Origin of the sequence: Streptomyces sp. NBC_00988 (assembly GCF_045162645.1) — a bacterium.
Classification (GTDB): domain Bacteria; phylum Actinomycetota; class Actinomycetes; order Streptomycetales; family Streptomycetaceae; genus Streptomyces.
This window is the reverse complement of the sequence record NZ_CP108730.1, coordinates 961522-975493: the sequence shown is the minus strand read 5'-3', so window position 1 is coordinate 975493 and position 13972 is coordinate 961522. Positions and strand designations below refer to the sequence as shown.

The following is a 13972-nucleotide window of genomic DNA, read 5'->3' as shown; positions in this document are numbered from 1 at the left end:
AGCGGGACTCACATTCTCAACGAGGAGAACCGATGAGACGCTTGCTCATCCCCGCGCTCGTCCTGGCCCTCGCGGCCGCGGCCGGATGCTCCGGCCGCACCAAGTCCGCGGACACCAGCAGCCCTTCCACCACCGGAGCCGCCGACACCGCCACCGCGGACTTCGGCACGCTGAAGTCCGTGTGCGGGAAGGGGACGGCCAAGTCCGTCACCAGTCAGGGCGTCACCAGCTCCGACATCAAGGTCGGCGTCTTCACCGACGTCGGGTTCACCAAGAACCCGGAGTTCGAGAACGCGGCGAAGGTCTTCACCTCCTGGTGCAACGCCGCAGGCGGCATCAACGGGCGCAAGATCACGCCTGTGACGCACGACTCCCAGCTCATGCAGGTCAACCAGCAGATGATCTCGGCCTGCCGCACCGACTTCTTCGAGGTCGGCGGCGGCGCCGCCCTCGACGGCCTGGGCGTCAAGACCCGGTTGAAGTGCCTGCTTCCCGAGTTCCCGGCACAGGTCACCACCGAGATCGGCGCGGACCTCCAGGTGATGACCACGGGCGCCTCGACCGGATATTCGCCCTACGCCGGCTACTACTCCTGGCTGTTGAAGGAGGCCTACCCCTCGTCGGCGAGCGGCGTCGGCATCATCACCGGTGACGTGCCCATCACCAAGGCCATCGCCGGGCAGGACAAGGAAGTCCTCACCGCGATGGGCGGCAAGGTCACCTACTCCGACCTCTACCCGGCCCAGGGTGTCTCCGACTGGACGCCGTACGCCCAGTCCATCAAGACGAAGAAGGTCAAGGGACTCGTCTTCCTGGGCGACTTCACCCAGTTGGCGAAGCTGGAGCAGGCGCTCACCAACATCGACTACAAGCTCGACTGGATCGACGCCAACAGCAACGCGTATGGCCCCGCCTTCCTCAAGCTGGCCGGCCCCGCGCTCGGCACACAGACCAACTTCGCCTCCATCAACGGCGCTTACCCGCTGGAGAAGGCCGACGGAAACCCGGCGACGAAGGAGATGGTCGCCCTGTTCAAGAAGTACGCGCCCGACGCCCAGATCACCCTGCCTGCCATGCAGGCATTCTCCTCCTGGCTGCTGTTCGCCACCTCGGCCCGCGACTGCGCGGAGCTGACCCGCAGTTGTGTCCTGGCGAACGCCAAGAAGCAGACCGAGTGGACCGGGGGAGGGCTCCAGGCCTCGGTGAACCTGTCAGCGCCCGACGAGCCCCTGAAGTGCTTCAACGTCGAGAAGGCCACCACCAGCGGCTGGGTGCCCGCCGACTTCAAGCCCACCGACGGCGCCTACCGCTGCGACGCGCCCGCCTACAAGTTCAAGGGCAACTACGGCAAGCCGCCGACCCTGGCCGACGTCGGAAAGTCGATGGCCGACCTCAAGTAGCCACGCCACGCCACCCGTTCACCACGGCGTTCACCACGGCAGGAAGGAAGGACCGTGAAGGTACGAGTCGACCCGGAGCGCTGCCAGGGCCACACGCTCTGCGCGATGCGCGCTCCGGACACCTTCGAACTCAGCGAGATCGACGGGCACTCCTCGGTCGTCCAGGAAGAAGTCCCCGCCGACCAGGAGGCGGCCGTCCGCGAGGCGGTCCTGTCCTGTCCGGAACGGGCGATCTCCCTCATCTCCTGACCCCCCCCACCTCATCCACCGAGCAGGAGAGGACTCCGCATGACCACGGAAGACGCGGCCGTCGACGACGACGCCGGCCGCAAGCACCCGCAGGTGCACTTCGACCGGCACACACCCGACTACCGTGACCGGTTCGAGGACATCACCCACGAGCTGCACGGACAGTGCCCGATCGCCTGGACGGAGACCCACGGCGGCCACTGGGTCGCCAGCGGCAACCGCGAGGTCTTCGAACTCGCGAGGTCCGCCGAGTTCCTCTCCAACGACCATGACGTGAAAGGGGAACGGCGCGGCTACAAGGGCATCTCCATCCCCCCGCCGCCCCGCGCCCGGGAGGCCCAGGGCGGCTTCCTGGAGATGGACCCGCCGGACCAGCGCTACTACCGGCAGACCCTCAACCCGTATCTGTCGCCGGCGGCCATCCAGCGCTGGATCCCGTTCGTCGACGAGGTCGTACGCGCCAGCATCGACGAGAAGATCGAGTCCGGGCACATCGACTTCGTCGACGACCTCGCCAACATCGTCCCGGCCGTGCTCACCCTGGCGATGATGGGCATCCCGGTCGAGCGCTGGACCATCTACAACGAACCCGCCCACGCCTCCGTCTACACACCCCCCAACTCCCCCGACCGGGAAAGGGTGTTGGACCTCAGCCGCAAAATGGGCATGGACCTCATGGGCCAGCTCATGGAGATCCGCAAGGCGCCCCGACCGGGTCTGGTGGACGCCCTGGTCCGCGCCGACCTCAACGGCCGCACCCCGGACGACGGCGAACTCCTCGGTGTACTCGCCCTGTTGATCGGCGGCGGCTTCGACACCACCACCGCCCTCACCGCCCACGCCCTCGAATGGCTCTCGCAGAACCCCGGGGAACGCGCCCGGCTCAGCCGCGACCGGAAGACCCTGCTGGACTCCGCGACCGAGGAGTTCCTGCGCTTCTACACCCCGGCCCCCGGCGACGGACGTACCTTCTCCGCCGACTGCGAGATCGCCGGCACCGCGTTCAAGGAGGGCGAACGCCTCTGGCTCTCCTGGGCGATGGCCAACCGCGACCCGTCGGTCTTCCCCGATCCCGACATGATCGACATGGAACGCAAGGGCAACCGGCACAGCAGCTTCGGCCTCGGCATCCACCGCTGCATCGGCTCCAACGTGGCCCGCACGGTGTTCAAGCGGATGATGACGGCCGTCCTCGACCGGATGCCCGACTACGCGTGCGACCCCGAAGGCGCCGTGCACTACGAGACCATCGGCGTCATCCAGGGCATGCGCCACCTCCCCGCGACCTTCACGCCGGGCAAGCGGCTCGGCGCCGGACTCGACGAGACCCTCGCCGAACTCCAGAAGGCCTGCGACGAACAGCGCCTCGCCGAACCGGTCACCGTCCGTACGGCGAAGGCACGGATCGGCACATGAACTCCCCAACCCGCCCGGGGCCGTTGGTCACGGAGGAGAACGCGTTCTTCTGGGCCTCCGGCGCGGACAGCCGGCTGCGGCTGGCGGAGTGCGGGTCGTGCGCGGCCCTCATCCACCCGCCGCAGCCGGTCTGCCGGTACTGCCACGGGCACGACATGGGCGTCCGGGCCGTCTCCGGCCGTGCCACGCTGATCGGCTTCACCGTCAACCACCGCTTCGCCCTGCCCGGCCTGCCCGCGCCCTACGTCGTGGCCCAGGTCGCCGTCGAGGAGGACCCCCGGGTCCGGCTCACCACCAACGCCGTCCAATGCGCCCCGGACGAGCTGGAGTTGGGCATGCGGATGGAGGTCGTCTTCGAACAGGTCGAGGACGCCTGGCTGCCGCTGTTCCGCCCGGCCCGCGACCACCCGGCGACGGACCCCCTGCCGCTCGCCGAGGTCGACACCCGTCAACTCGCCCGCCGCGTAAGGCCGATGGCGTCGACCGAGAAGTTCGAGGACAAGGTCGCGATCACCGGCATCGGCATGTCCGAGATCGGCCGCCGCCTCCTGGTCCCACCGGTGTCCCTGACCGTCCAGGCCTGCCAACGTGCCATCGCCGACGCCGGGTTGACCGTCGACGACATCGACGGCCTGGCCACCTACCCGGGCGCCGGTGCCGCGTACGGCGGCTTCGGCGAAGGAGGCGTGACCGCCCTGGAGTCGGCCCTCGGTCTGGAACCGACCTGGTACAACGGCGGCAGCGAGACCTTCGGCCCCTGCGGCTCACTCATCTCCGCGATGCTCGCCGTCGCGGGCGGCCTGGCCCGCCATGTGCTGTGCTTCCGTACGGTCTGGGAGGCGTCGTACGGCGAACTCGTGCGCCGCGGCCGGATCGCGCAGGACCCACCGCGCCAACTGGACGGCTGGATGAAGCCGTTCGGAGCGATCTCGGCCGCCCACACCCTCGCGCAGAACGCCCAACGCCACTTCCACCGCTACGGCACCACCCGCGAGACGCTCGGCTGGATCGCCCTCAACCAGCGGGCCAACGCCGCACTCAACCCCACGGCGATCTACCGCGACCCGATGACGATGGACGACTACCTCAACGCCCGCCCGATCACCACCCCGTTCGGCCTCTACGACTGTGACGTGCCCTGTGACGGAGCGGTCGCCGTGATCGTGTCGGCCGTGGACGCGGCCCGGGACCTCGCCCAACCGCCCATATTCGTCGAGGCAGTCGGCACCCAGATCCTGGAACGGCTCGAATGGGACCAGAGCACACTCACCCATGAACCCCAAGTCCTCGGCCAGTCCGCCCACTTGTGGTCACGCACCGCGCTGCGCCCCCAAGACGTCGACGTGGCCGAGCTGTACGACGGCTTCACCTTCAACTGCCTCTCCTGGCTGGAGGGGTTGGGGTTCTGCGGCATCGGCGAGGCCAAGGACTTCCTGGACGGAGGCAAGAACATCGCACGGGACGGCGTACTGCCCCTCAACACCCACGGCGGACAGCTCTCCCACGGCCGCACCCACGGCATGGGACTGGTCCACGAGGCCATCACCCAACTGCGCGGCGCGGCCGGGGCACGCCAGATACCCGGCGCGCGGGTCGCGGTGGCGAGCAGCGGCGGACTCACCCCGAGCGGCGTGATCCTCTTCCGGGCGGACGGATGAACTCCCGTACCACGGAGGTCGTTTCGCGCGTCGTCGACGTCGACGGCATCCCCATGTCGGGGCTGCTGTGCGAGGTCCGCAACCCGCGCGCGGTCGTCGTCGCCCTGCACGGGGGAGCGGTGACGTCGGGCTACTTCGACTACCCGGACCAGCCCCGGCTGTCCCTCCTGCGCACCGCGACGGCACTGGACTTCACCGTCGTCGCCATCGACCGCCCCGGATACGGCAGTTCGGCTCCGCACAGCGAGACCATGGCTTCGCCCGCTCGGCGCGTCGACCTCGCCTACGGAGCGGTGGAGCGGCTGCTCGCCTCGCGTCCGCGCGGAGCGGGACTGTTCCTCTGGGCGCACTCGATCGGCTGCGCCCTGGGTGTGCACATGGCAGGCGACGAACGCCGGAACGACCTTCTCGGTCTGGAGATCGCCGGTACCGGACGCCACCACGCGCCCGGCGCCGTCGAGATCCTCGACTTCCGACGGCGTGACCCGGCCGTACCGCGACGCTCCGGACCCGGGCTGCGCGACCTGCTGTGGGAGCCCTCGCGCCTGTACCCGGACGAGGTGGTCGGCGCGCCCCGGATCCAGTCACCGGGCCCGCCGTACGAATCCACCGTCGCCCGCCGCTGGCCACGGGAGTTCGCCGAAGTCGCCGCCCGTGTACGGATTCCCGTCCACTACACGCTCGGCGACCACGAACGCGTGTGGAGCTCCGGGCCCGAGGCCATGGCCGACATCGCCAGCCTGTTCACCCACTCCCCAAGGGTCGTCACCGACGAACAGGCCGACAGCGGCCACAACTTGAGCATCGGGCACACCGCGACCGGATACCACCTGAAGATCCTCTCGTTCGTCGAGGAGTGCGTTCTCGCATCCGAGAACGGTGGATACGACAACGACGGGATCGACCGTCTGCCGAGGAGGGCCGGATGAGTGACGCCGACGTCGCGGTACTGCTGCTCGTACGCGTGGTCGTAGGACTGATCATGATCATGCACGGACTCAACCACTGGCGCGGCGGCGGCCGCATCAAGGGCACCGCCCGCTGGTTCACCGGACTCGGCCTGAGACAGGGCGTGTTGCAGGCCTGGGCGAGCGTGCTCACCGAGGTCGGCGCGGGCGTCCTGCTGATCCTCGGCCTGCTCACCCCGCTGGCCTGCGCCGCCGTGATCTCCGTGATGCTGGTCGCGGGGCTGCTCGCCCACCGGCCCAACGGGTTCTTCGTCTTCAAGGACGGCTACGAGTACGTCCTCACGCTCGCCGTCGTCGCCCTGGCCCTCGCGGTGCTGGGCCCCGGCCGCTGGTCCGTCGACCACGCGGCTGGCGTCGACCTGACCGGTTGGACCGGCGGCGGAATCGCGCTGGGCGCGGCTGTCGTGGCGACCGGGGGACTGCTGGGCACGTTCTGGCGACCGGAGCCGAAGGCCGACGCAGAGCCCGAAGCCGACGCCGAGTCCAATGGGGGCGCCGAGCCTCAGAGCCCCGTCGCGGAGCCGGAGTCCGAGAACACCCCCGATTCGGTCGAGCAGGAGGCCCGCTGATGCGCGTCGGATTCATCGGGCTGGGCAGCCAGGGCGCTCCCATGGCGCGCCGGATCGTCGAGGCGGGTTTCGCCACGACGCTCTGGGCGCGGCGCCCGGCCACGCTCACCGCGTTCGCGGACACGGCGGCGCAGCGGGCCACGTCCCCCGTCGAACTGGCCGCCGCCAGCGACCTGGTGTGCGTCTGCGTCGTCGACGACGCAGACGCCGAGCAGGTCGTCACGGGCGAGCAGGGCGTGCTGAGAGGTCTGCGCCGGGGCGGGGTGATCGCCGTACACAGCACGGTCCACCCCGACACCTGTCGGCGGCTCGCCGAGCGCGCCAAGGTGCACGGCGTCTCCGTGGTCGACGCACCCGTCAGCGGCGGCGGAAAGGCGGCCGCCGAGGGCCGGCTGCTGGTGATGGCCGGCGGCGAGTCCGGCACGGTCGCCTACTGCCGCAAGGTGTTCGAGACGTTCGGCGATCCGGTCGTCCACATGGGCCCGCTCGGCTCGGGACAGATCGCCAAACTCCTCAACAACCTGTTGTTCACCGCCAACTTGGCGACTGCGGCCGACACGCTGGCCCTGGCACCGGGGCTCGGCATCGACCGCGGTGCCCTCGCCGAAGTCGTCCTCCACGGCAGTGGATCGAGCTTCGCACTCGATCGGGTGCGGGCCGCGGGCGGCACGCTCGACCGTCTCGCTGAACGTGCCGGACCGCTGCTCCGCAAGGACGTGAGGCTGTTGGCCGACCTCGCCGACTCGGCCGGCGCTCCGACGGGCACCGTGCTGACGGCGGCCGACGCGGCCCTCGATCACATGGGCCAGGGACGTCTGACGGCACCCGCAACTCCCGCTCCATGAAACCGAAAACGAGCTTCTCGCCATCGGAGAACATTGATATCGTCGCTCGTCGTCAGACTGGTGACGGAAGGGAACCGTGCACACCGTGAAGGACTTCGAGGCGATCGACTTCTTCCAGGACGACGAAGTCGTCGCGGACCCCTATCCCTACTTGGCGGCCCTGCGCGGGAAGTGCCCGGTGCAACGCGAGAGCCACCACGACGTGACGATGGTGACCGGGTACGACGAGGCGATCCAGGTCCTCAACGACTCCGACACCTTCTCGTCCTGCATCTCGGTGACCGGCCCCTTCCCGGGGTTCCCGGTCCCGCTCGTGGGCGACGACGTGAGCGCGCTGATCGAGCGGTACCGCGACCAGCTCCCGATGAGCGACCAGTTGCCGACGCTCGACGCGCCCATGCACACAGACCACCGCGGACTGCTGATGCGGCTGATCACCCCGCGCCGCCTCAAGGAGAACGAGGCGTCGATGTGGCACCTCGCCGACGCCCAGCTGGACGCGTATCTCGCCGCCGGCGAGGGCGACTTCATCAGCGGGTTCGCCGGTCCCTTCACCCTGCGGGTCATCGCCGATCTGCTCGGTGTGCCCGACGAGGACCGCAACACGTTCGTGGAGGGCCTTGAGCACCAGCCGCGGGGCGGCATCGGGAGCACGGACGGCGAGGTGGCGCACTCGCCGCTGGAGTACCTGTACGGGCAGTTCTCGGCCTATGTCGAGGAGCGCCGACGCGAACCCCGCGAGGACGTGATCACGGGTCTCGCCACCGCGAAGTTCCCCGACGGCTCGACCCCCGACGTCGCCGACGTGGCCCGTGTCGCCACCAACCTCTTCGCAGCCGGCCAGGAGACCACCGTCCGGCTGCTGAGCAACGCGCTCAAGATGATCGCCGAAGACCCCGATCTGCAGCACCTGTTGCGCACCGAGCGCGACCGCATCCCCAACTTCGTCGAAGAGGTGCTGCGCACGGAGAGCCCCATCAAGGGCGACTTCCGGCTGTCCCGCGTCCCCTCCACGGTCGGCGGCGTCGACATCCCGGCCGGCACCACCCTCATGGTCCTCAACGGCGCCGCGAACCGCGACCCGCGCCACTTCGAGGACCCCGAGATCTTCGACCCGGCCCGCGCCAACGCCCGCCACCACCTCGCCTTCGGCCGCGGTCCCCACACCTGCCCCGGCGCCCCGCTGGCCCGCGCCGAGGGCAGGGTGGGCATCGAGCGCATGCTCGACCGTACGACGGACATCAGGATCTCGGAGAGCGTGCACGGCCCTGCCGACGCGCGGAACTTCCGTTACCTGCCGACGTACATCCTGCGCGGACTCACCCATCTCAACCTGGAGTTCACGCTCGCCGAGGAGTCCGAGAAGTCCGTGGGCTCTGAGGGGCCTGAGGGGGCCGCCCGATGAAAGCCGTCGTCGACGCGGACCGTTGCCGGGGGCACGGGATCTGCTGGTCGATCTGCCCCGAGGTGTTCGACCTGACCGACGACGGCTACGCCGAGGTGCTGACCCCCGAGGTCCCCGCCGAGTACGAGGAACAGGTCCGCACGGCCATCGGCAGCTGCCCCGAGCGCGCGATCACAGTGAGCCAGTGAGCTGAGGAGAACCGGATGCCCAAGGGGTACGTCATCCTGACCGAGTCCATCAACGACGCGGCCGGGATGGACGCCTACAGCCGGGCGGCCGGTCCGTCCATGGCCGAGGGCGGCGCGTCCGTCCTCGCGGTCGACGGCAGTCCGCAGCTCCTCGAAGGCGAGTGGCCCGGCGACCGGACCGTCGTTCTCGAATTTGAGAGCGCCGAAGCCGCGCGTGCGTGGTACGAGTCGGAGGCGTACGAGCGGGCGAAGCCCCTGCGGCAGGCCGCGGCCGACACGAACGCCGTGATCATCGCGGGCTTCGAGCCGCCGTCCCGGGGTGCATGAGAGGGCACTGCCCTGTGGGCCACGACCGGGCCCCGGCTGCCGGCCGGCGGCCCGGTCCGCGTACGCCCACCCTCCCGACATCCTCCCGACCGCGACGACCGGCTCCGGCGCCGTCGTACGGTCAATGGGTCCGCTATGGCCGGAAGGGTCGCCCGATCGCGACGGCAACCGTAATGTCACATGGGTGTTGCCGGGGTGGAAGGGGTGCTCAATGACGACGGCCCGACACGAGGAGATTCTTGCCGCCGCGCTGGGGGTGTTCGCCGAGCGGGGCTACAAGAAGGCATCCATCGACGCGGTGGCCGAGCGCGCCGGCCTGACCCGACAGGGCGTACTGCACTACTTCCCCAGCAAGAAGCGGCTTCTCCTCGCCCTCGTCCAGCTCCGCGAGGACCTCGCCCGCGAACACCTGGCCGCGCTCCACGCGGACGCCGGCAAGGACCTGCCCGGGCTGCTCGCCGAGGTCATCACCTACGACCACAAGAATCCCGGTCTCGCTCAGATACACAGCGTTCTCGTGGCCGAGGGCGTCACCGGCAGCGACGAGGCACAGCGGTTCTGCCACGACTACTACCGGTCGATCCAGGACCAGACCGTCGAGCACCTCACCGCGCTCTACGGCGACCGGGTCCCCAGCGGCCTGTCCCCCCGAGCCGCCGCCACCGCCGTGGTGGCGATGCTCGAAGGGGTCCAGCAGCAGTGGATGCTCGACGAGGAGCAGACCGACTACCCCGAGATCATCCGCGATGTCATGGGCGTGCTGCTCGGGCCCACGCCTGTATGAAATCGGCCATCGCCGTGACGCTCTCGGGGTGCAGACTCACCGCGTCCGGCCGTACCCGGAGATCCACCGTGACACCGGAGCGGGCCGCGCGGGCGGCGAACGACAGGGAGTCGTCCAGCAGCGGATCGGTACCGGCGACCAGGAGCTGGATCGGCGGCAGCCCGTGCAGGTTGGCGTGCAGCGGGCTCAGCAGCGGGTTGGTCCGGTCGGCGTCGCCCGCGAACCGGGCCGCGTGCAACCGGAGTTCGTCGATGTCGAAGCCCGGATCGGCGGCCGCGTTGAACAGCAGACTCGGCGCGTCCAACGTCAGATCGAGCAGCGCCGAGATCAGCACCGCACACTCCGGCTCCGGCGCCCCCATGTCCCGCAGTCGTACCAGCAGCGAGGCCGCGAGCCCGGCCCCCAACCGCTCACCGGCCAGCGCCACCGGCCCACGGGCCTGGCACGAGCTGTATACGGCGTGCACGTCGTCCAACGCCCCCGGGAACGACGACCGGTAACGCGGGCACACCACAACTGCCCCTGTCCGCAGGGCGAGTCGCTCGGCCAGGTCCACCACCGACTCCGGCGAACCCGACAACTGCCGGTCCCCGTGCAGATACAGGACGACGAGATCGCTCGCGTCCGGCGGCCGTACGATCGGCCCCACCGGGCTCGACTCGACCCGCACCCGCCCGTCGCCGGCCGCCGCCGCACGGTCCGTGTCCGCCCGTACGTCGGTCAGGTCGGTGCCGGTCAGGTCGGCGTTCGCTCCGGCCGCCCCAACTCGTGTGTCACCCACGGGACATCACCCTCTCCGCTGCCTGCCAGTGCTCGTCGGACACCCAGAGGCGGGCGAAGGCGCGGGCCGCCTCCTCCTCCGGGACGGCTCCGCTCATCACGCGTTTGATCTCCCGCGCCGGATTGGTCGCGAGGGATCTGGCCAGCGTGCGCCAGCCCTCGGCGAACTCGGCGCGGGGCAGCACCAGTTCGAGCAGTCCGACGCGTTGTGCCTCGGCCGCGTCGAGAACCGTCCCGGCACCGGCGAGCATCAACGCCCGTCCCTTGCCGACGAGTTGGGCGAGGCGCTCGGCACCGCCCCACGCGGGCATGATGGCCAGGGCCACCTGGTTGAAGCCGATCCTGATGTCGTCGGCGGCGACCCGGATGTCGGCGGCCACCGCGACCTCGGCGCCGCCGCCGAACGCGTGCCCGTTCAACGCCGCGATCACCGGTCCGGGGAAGGCCGCGATGCGATCGCAGATCCCCCTCATCCGCAGGGCCATGGCCATCGCGTCCTCCTCGGTCCGGATCGCACTCAGCTGTTTCAGGTCCCCGCCGGAGACGAACGCCCGGTCGCCGGCGCCCGTGATGACCAGGGCCTTGGCGCCCGCGGCCGCGTCGAGCGCCTTGTCCAGTTCGTCCATCGTGGTCGGGGCGATGGCGTTGCGGGCGTGCGGCCGGTCGATGGTGACGACCGCCAGGCCCTCGTCGAGTTCGAGATCTACGTCCATGGCCTCAGTCCTCGTATTCGACAGTGACGTGCGGTGTGGTCGGCTCGCCCTGGCAGGTCAGGACCCAGCCCTCGGCGATCTCGTCCTCGTCGAGCGCGTTGTTGACGCGCATCCTGGCCTCGCCCTCGGTGACCTGGGCGATGCAGGTGGCGCAGTTGCCCGCCTCGCAGGAGAACGGCGGGGCCAGACCGGCCCGACGCGCGCTCTCCAGGAACGTCTCGCCGGAGCGCTGCGCGAGCGTGTGCCGCTTGCCGGAGATCACGAGCGTGAGGGTGCCGTCCTGTTCGGTCGGTTCCTCGGGTTCCTGCTCGGAGTTCTCGTGGAGCGGGCGATCGGTGGCGGCCTGCGCGAACCGCTCGACGAAGATCCGCTCCGGGGCGACACCGTGGGCGAAAAGCGCGTTCTCCACCAGCTCCATGAAGGGCGCGGGCCCGCAGAGGTAGAAGTCCGCGTCCGGGTCGCCGCCCGCGAACTCCCGTACCTGGTCCGCGGTGGCGAAGCCCTGCCGGTCGTCGAGGTGGTGCCGGACCTCGAACCGGTCCGGGTACCGCTCGGTCAGCTCGCCCAGCGCGGCGGCGAAGATGACGGAACCGGCGTCCCGGTCGGCGGCCAGCACCCGCACCGGGCGCCCGGTGCCGGCCAGCGCCGACTTGGCGAGCGACAGGATCGGCGTGATCCCGCTGCCCCCGCAGAACGCCACGACCGGTGCGGCCAACTCCCGCGCGCCGCCCACCTCGTCGCCCTCCCGCAGACAGAACACGCCTGCTGGAAGGGTGGTTTCGACGACGTCGCCGGGCGCGAGATGGTCGTGCATCCAGTTGGACACCAGACCCCCCGGAACCCGCTTCACCGTCGTCATCAACTCGGTGTCCGTCTCCGGCGAACTGGACATGGAGTAACTGCGCAGCGTGCCACAGGCCTTGATCGTCACGAACTGGCCCGCCCGGTACGGGAAGGGCGCGTCGAGTACGTACGTCCGTGTGTCGGGCGTCTCCTGGATGATCCGTGTGATCCGCACCGGGTGGAACCCGTGGTCTCGTCCCATGTATGGAATTTACCTTCTCGCTCTGAGAGAGTGCAATTCTCAATGACGAGAGGAAGTTCCTGTCGTGCGAACGATCCCCGCTGAACTCGTCAACCGCTATGAGGCGGAGGGCTGGTGGACCAGTGAGACGATCGGTGACCTGCTGACGCGGGGACTGGCGGCCGCCCCGGGGGCCGTGTTCCGCGTGCACTCGGCGGTGCGCCCCTGGGAAGGGACCTTCGCCGAGGTCGAGTCGACCGCCCGCCGACTGGCCGCCGGACTGCGCGAGCGGGGCATCGGCCCCGGTGACGTCGTGGCCCTCCAACTGCCCAACTGGATGGAGGCGGCGGCGGTCTTCTGGGCCTCGGCGTTCCTCGGCGCGGTCGTGGTGCCGGTCGTCCACTTCTACGGCCGCAAGGAAGTCGGCTACATCCTGGACACGGTCCAGCCCAAGGTCTTCGTCACCGCCGAACGCTTCGGGCACCTGCGCCACGACCCCGAGCTGAGCGCGAAGATCCCCGTGGTCGGCGTCGTGGGGCGGGACTTCGACGAGCTGCTCGCCGACGAACCGCTCGTCGGCGTCGTACCGACGGACCCGTCAGGACCCGCGCTGATCGCCTTCACCTCGGGAACGACCCGCGACCCCAAGGGAGTTGTGCACAGCCACCGCACCCTGGGCTTCGAGACCCGCCAACTCGCCGGCCGTTACCCGCCCGACCGGGGCGACCAACTCACCTCCGCGCCCGTCGGCCACTTCATCGGCATGGTGAACGCCTTCCTGATCCCCGTCCTCGACGGCAGCCCGGTGAACCTCGCCGACACCTGGGACCCGGGCCTCGCCCTGGAGTTGATGGCCCGCGACGGCCTCACCGTCGGAGGCGGCGCCGCGTACTACATGACGAGCCTCCTCGACCACCCCGACTTCACGCCCGGCCACCTCACGCGCATGAAGTACGCGGGCCTCGGCGGCGCGGCCGTACCGAACGCGGTGACCAGACGCCTCGCCGACCTCGGCATCACGGTCTTCCGCGCCTACGGCAGCACCGAGCACCCCTCGATCACCGCCTCGGCCCACACCGCGCCCGAGGGCAAGCGGCTCTACACCGACGGCGACGCGCTGGCCGGAGTGGAGATCCGGCTCGCCGAGGACGGCGAGATCCTCAGCCGCGGCCCGGACCTGTGCCTCGGCTACACCGACCCGGCCCTCACCGGGCAGGCCTTCGACGAGGACGGCTGGTACCGCACCGGCGACATCGGTGAGTTCGACGAGGACGGCTACCTGACCATCACCGACCGCAAGGCGGACATCATCATCCGCGGCGGCGAGAACATCGGCGCGCTGGAGGTGGAGGAGGTTCTCCTCGCCCTGCCGGCCGTCGCCGAGGCCGCGGTCGTGGCCGCCCCGGACGCCCGCCTCGGAGAGCGCGCGGCAGCCGTCGTACGACTGCGGTCCGGCCACCCCGAACCCACCCTCGACGACCTGCGCGCCCACTTCGCCGCGGCGGGCCTGGCCCGTCAGAAGTGGCCGGAGGAACTGCACATCGTCGAGGACTTCCCGCGGACCGCCAGCGGCAAGGTCCGGAAGTTCGTTCTCCGCAAGGATATTGCCGCCCATCAAGAGTGAGAATAGGATTCTCGCAATATGC

The 13972-nt window shown here is 70.0% G+C and carries 15 protein-coding genes; 12 read left to right on the top strand and 3 right to left on the bottom strand.

Annotation, left to right across the window (positions count from 1 at the left end; genetic code table 11):
- Window positions 1–32 precede the first annotated feature (32 nt).
- From OG496_RS04570 to OG496_RS04520, 11 genes are all read left to right on the top strand, one after another.
- Window positions 33–1400 (top strand): ABC transporter substrate-binding protein, encoded by a 1368-nt coding sequence (locus OG496_RS04570; RefSeq protein WP_366492517.1) that lies wholly within the window; start codon window positions 33–35, stop codon window positions 1398–1400.
- Window positions 1401–1454: 54 nt separating this feature from the next.
- Entirely contained in the window at window positions 1455–1649 is a 195-nt protein-coding gene (locus tag OG496_RS04565) for a ferredoxin (RefSeq protein ID WP_363097681.1), read from the top strand.
- A gap of 39 nt (window positions 1650–1688) precedes the next feature.
- The gene (locus tag OG496_RS04560; protein WP_405969681.1) at window positions 1689–3065 is read left to right on the top strand and encodes a cytochrome P450; all 1377 of its coding nucleotides are present in this window, start codon (window positions 1689–1691) and stop codon (window positions 3063–3065) included.
- Entirely contained in the window at window positions 3062–4723 is a 1662-nt protein-coding gene (locus tag OG496_RS04555) for a thiolase C-terminal domain-containing protein (RefSeq protein WP_405969680.1), read from the top strand. The genes OG496_RS04560 and OG496_RS04555 overlap by 4 nt, the downstream gene beginning before the upstream one ends.
- The gene (locus OG496_RS04550; RefSeq protein WP_405969679.1) at window positions 4720–5652 is read left to right on the top strand and encodes an alpha/beta hydrolase; all 933 of its coding nucleotides are present in this window, start codon (window positions 4720–4722) and stop codon (window positions 5650–5652) included. Before OG496_RS04555 ends, OG496_RS04550 begins: the two co-directional genes overlap by 4 nt.
- A complete protein-coding gene (locus OG496_RS04545) occupies window positions 5649–6260 on the top strand; it encodes a DoxX family protein (protein WP_405969678.1) in 612 nt (203 codons plus the stop codon). Before OG496_RS04550 ends, OG496_RS04545 begins: the two co-directional genes overlap by 4 nt.
- Window positions 6260–7105, top strand: a complete 846-nt coding sequence (locus OG496_RS04540; protein WP_405969677.1) for an NAD(P)-dependent oxidoreductase — start codon at window positions 6260–6262, stop codon at window positions 7103–7105. The genes OG496_RS04545 and OG496_RS04540 overlap by 1 nt, the downstream gene beginning before the upstream one ends.
- Window positions 7106–7181: 76 nt before the next feature.
- Entirely contained in the window at window positions 7182–8510 is a 1329-nt protein-coding gene (locus tag OG496_RS04535) for a cytochrome P450 (RefSeq protein ID WP_405969676.1), read from the top strand.
- On the top strand, window positions 8507–8698 hold the full coding sequence (locus OG496_RS04530; RefSeq protein WP_366492524.1) for a ferredoxin: 192 nt from the start codon (window positions 8507–8509) through the stop codon (window positions 8696–8698). The genes OG496_RS04535 and OG496_RS04530 overlap by 4 nt, the downstream gene beginning before the upstream one ends.
- Window positions 8699–8713: 15 nt before the next feature.
- On the top strand, window positions 8714–9025 hold the full coding sequence (locus tag OG496_RS04525; RefSeq protein ID WP_366492525.1) for a DUF1330 domain-containing protein: 312 nt from the start codon (window positions 8714–8716) through the stop codon (window positions 9023–9025).
- Window positions 9026–9236: 211 nt separating this feature from the next.
- Window positions 9237–9809 carry a TetR/AcrR family transcriptional regulator gene (locus OG496_RS04520; protein WP_366492526.1) on the top strand — a complete coding sequence of 191 codons (573 nt, stop codon included), beginning with the start codon at window positions 9237–9239 and terminating at the stop codon, window positions 9807–9809.
- Here OG496_RS04520 and OG496_RS04515 read toward each other — a convergent pair.
- The 3 genes from OG496_RS04515 to OG496_RS04505 are packed head-to-tail and all read right to left on the bottom strand — an operon-like array spanning window position 9775 to window position 12347.
- Window positions 9775–10590: an alpha/beta hydrolase fold domain-containing protein gene (locus OG496_RS04515; RefSeq protein ID WP_405969675.1), complete on the bottom strand. Its 816-nt coding sequence runs from the start codon at window positions 10588–10590 to the stop codon at window positions 9775–9777. The genes OG496_RS04520 and OG496_RS04515 overlap by 35 nt on opposite strands.
- Window positions 10583–11302 (bottom strand): enoyl-CoA hydratase/isomerase family protein, encoded by a 720-nt coding sequence (locus tag OG496_RS04510; RefSeq protein WP_405969674.1) that lies wholly within the window; start codon window positions 11300–11302, stop codon window positions 10583–10585. The genes OG496_RS04515 and OG496_RS04510 overlap by 8 nt, the downstream gene beginning before the upstream one ends.
- A gap of 4 nt (window positions 11303–11306) precedes the next feature.
- A complete protein-coding gene (locus OG496_RS04505; protein ID WP_405969673.1) occupies window positions 11307–12347 on the bottom strand; it encodes a 2Fe-2S iron-sulfur cluster-binding protein in 1041 nt (346 codons plus the stop codon).
- Window positions 12348–12411: 64 nt separating this feature from the next.
- Here OG496_RS04505 and OG496_RS04500 point away from each other — a divergent pair, with 64 nt between their 5' ends.
- Complete coding sequence (locus tag OG496_RS04500) at window positions 12412–13950, top strand: AMP-binding protein (protein ID WP_405969672.1); 1539 nt, start codon at window positions 12412–12414, stop codon at window positions 13948–13950.
- The last annotated feature ends 22 nt before the right edge of the window (window positions 13951–13972 follow it).

Excerpts from the sequence above, each read along its gene's own strand:
- OG496_RS04530 (WP_366492524.1), top strand. The coding sequence starts at position 8,507 with ATGAAAGCCGTCGTCGACGCGGACCGTTGCCGGGGGCACGGGATCTGC.
- OG496_RS04540 (WP_405969677.1), top strand. The coding sequence starts at position 6,260 with ATGCGCGTCGGATTCATCGGGCTGGGCAGCCAGGGCGCTCCCATGGCG.
- OG496_RS04510 (WP_405969674.1), bottom strand. The coding sequence starts at position 11,302 with ATGGACGTAGATCTCGAACTCGACGAGGGCCTGGCGGTCGTCACCATC.
- OG496_RS04505 (WP_405969673.1), bottom strand. The coding sequence starts at position 12,347 with ATGGGACGAGACCACGGGTTCCACCCGGTGCGGATCACACGGATCATC.
- OG496_RS04560 (WP_405969681.1), top strand. The coding sequence starts at position 1,689 with ATGACCACGGAAGACGCGGCCGTCGACGACGACGCCGGCCGCAAGCAC.
- OG496_RS04550 (WP_405969679.1), top strand. The coding sequence starts at position 4,720 with ATGAACTCCCGTACCACGGAGGTCGTTTCGCGCGTCGTCGACGTCGAC.
- OG496_RS04525 (WP_366492525.1), top strand. The coding sequence starts at position 8,714 with ATGCCCAAGGGGTACGTCATCCTGACCGAGTCCATCAACGACGCGGCC.
- OG496_RS04570 (WP_366492517.1), top strand. The coding sequence starts at position 33 with ATGAGACGCTTGCTCATCCCCGCGCTCGTCCTGGCCCTCGCGGCCGCG.
- OG496_RS04555 (WP_405969680.1), top strand. The coding sequence starts at position 3,062 with ATGAACTCCCCAACCCGCCCGGGGCCGTTGGTCACGGAGGAGAACGCG.
- OG496_RS04545 (WP_405969678.1), top strand. The coding sequence starts at position 5,649 with ATGAGTGACGCCGACGTCGCGGTACTGCTGCTCGTACGCGTGGTCGTA.
- OG496_RS04520 (WP_366492526.1), top strand. The coding sequence starts at position 9,237 with ATGACGACGGCCCGACACGAGGAGATTCTTGCCGCCGCGCTGGGGGTG.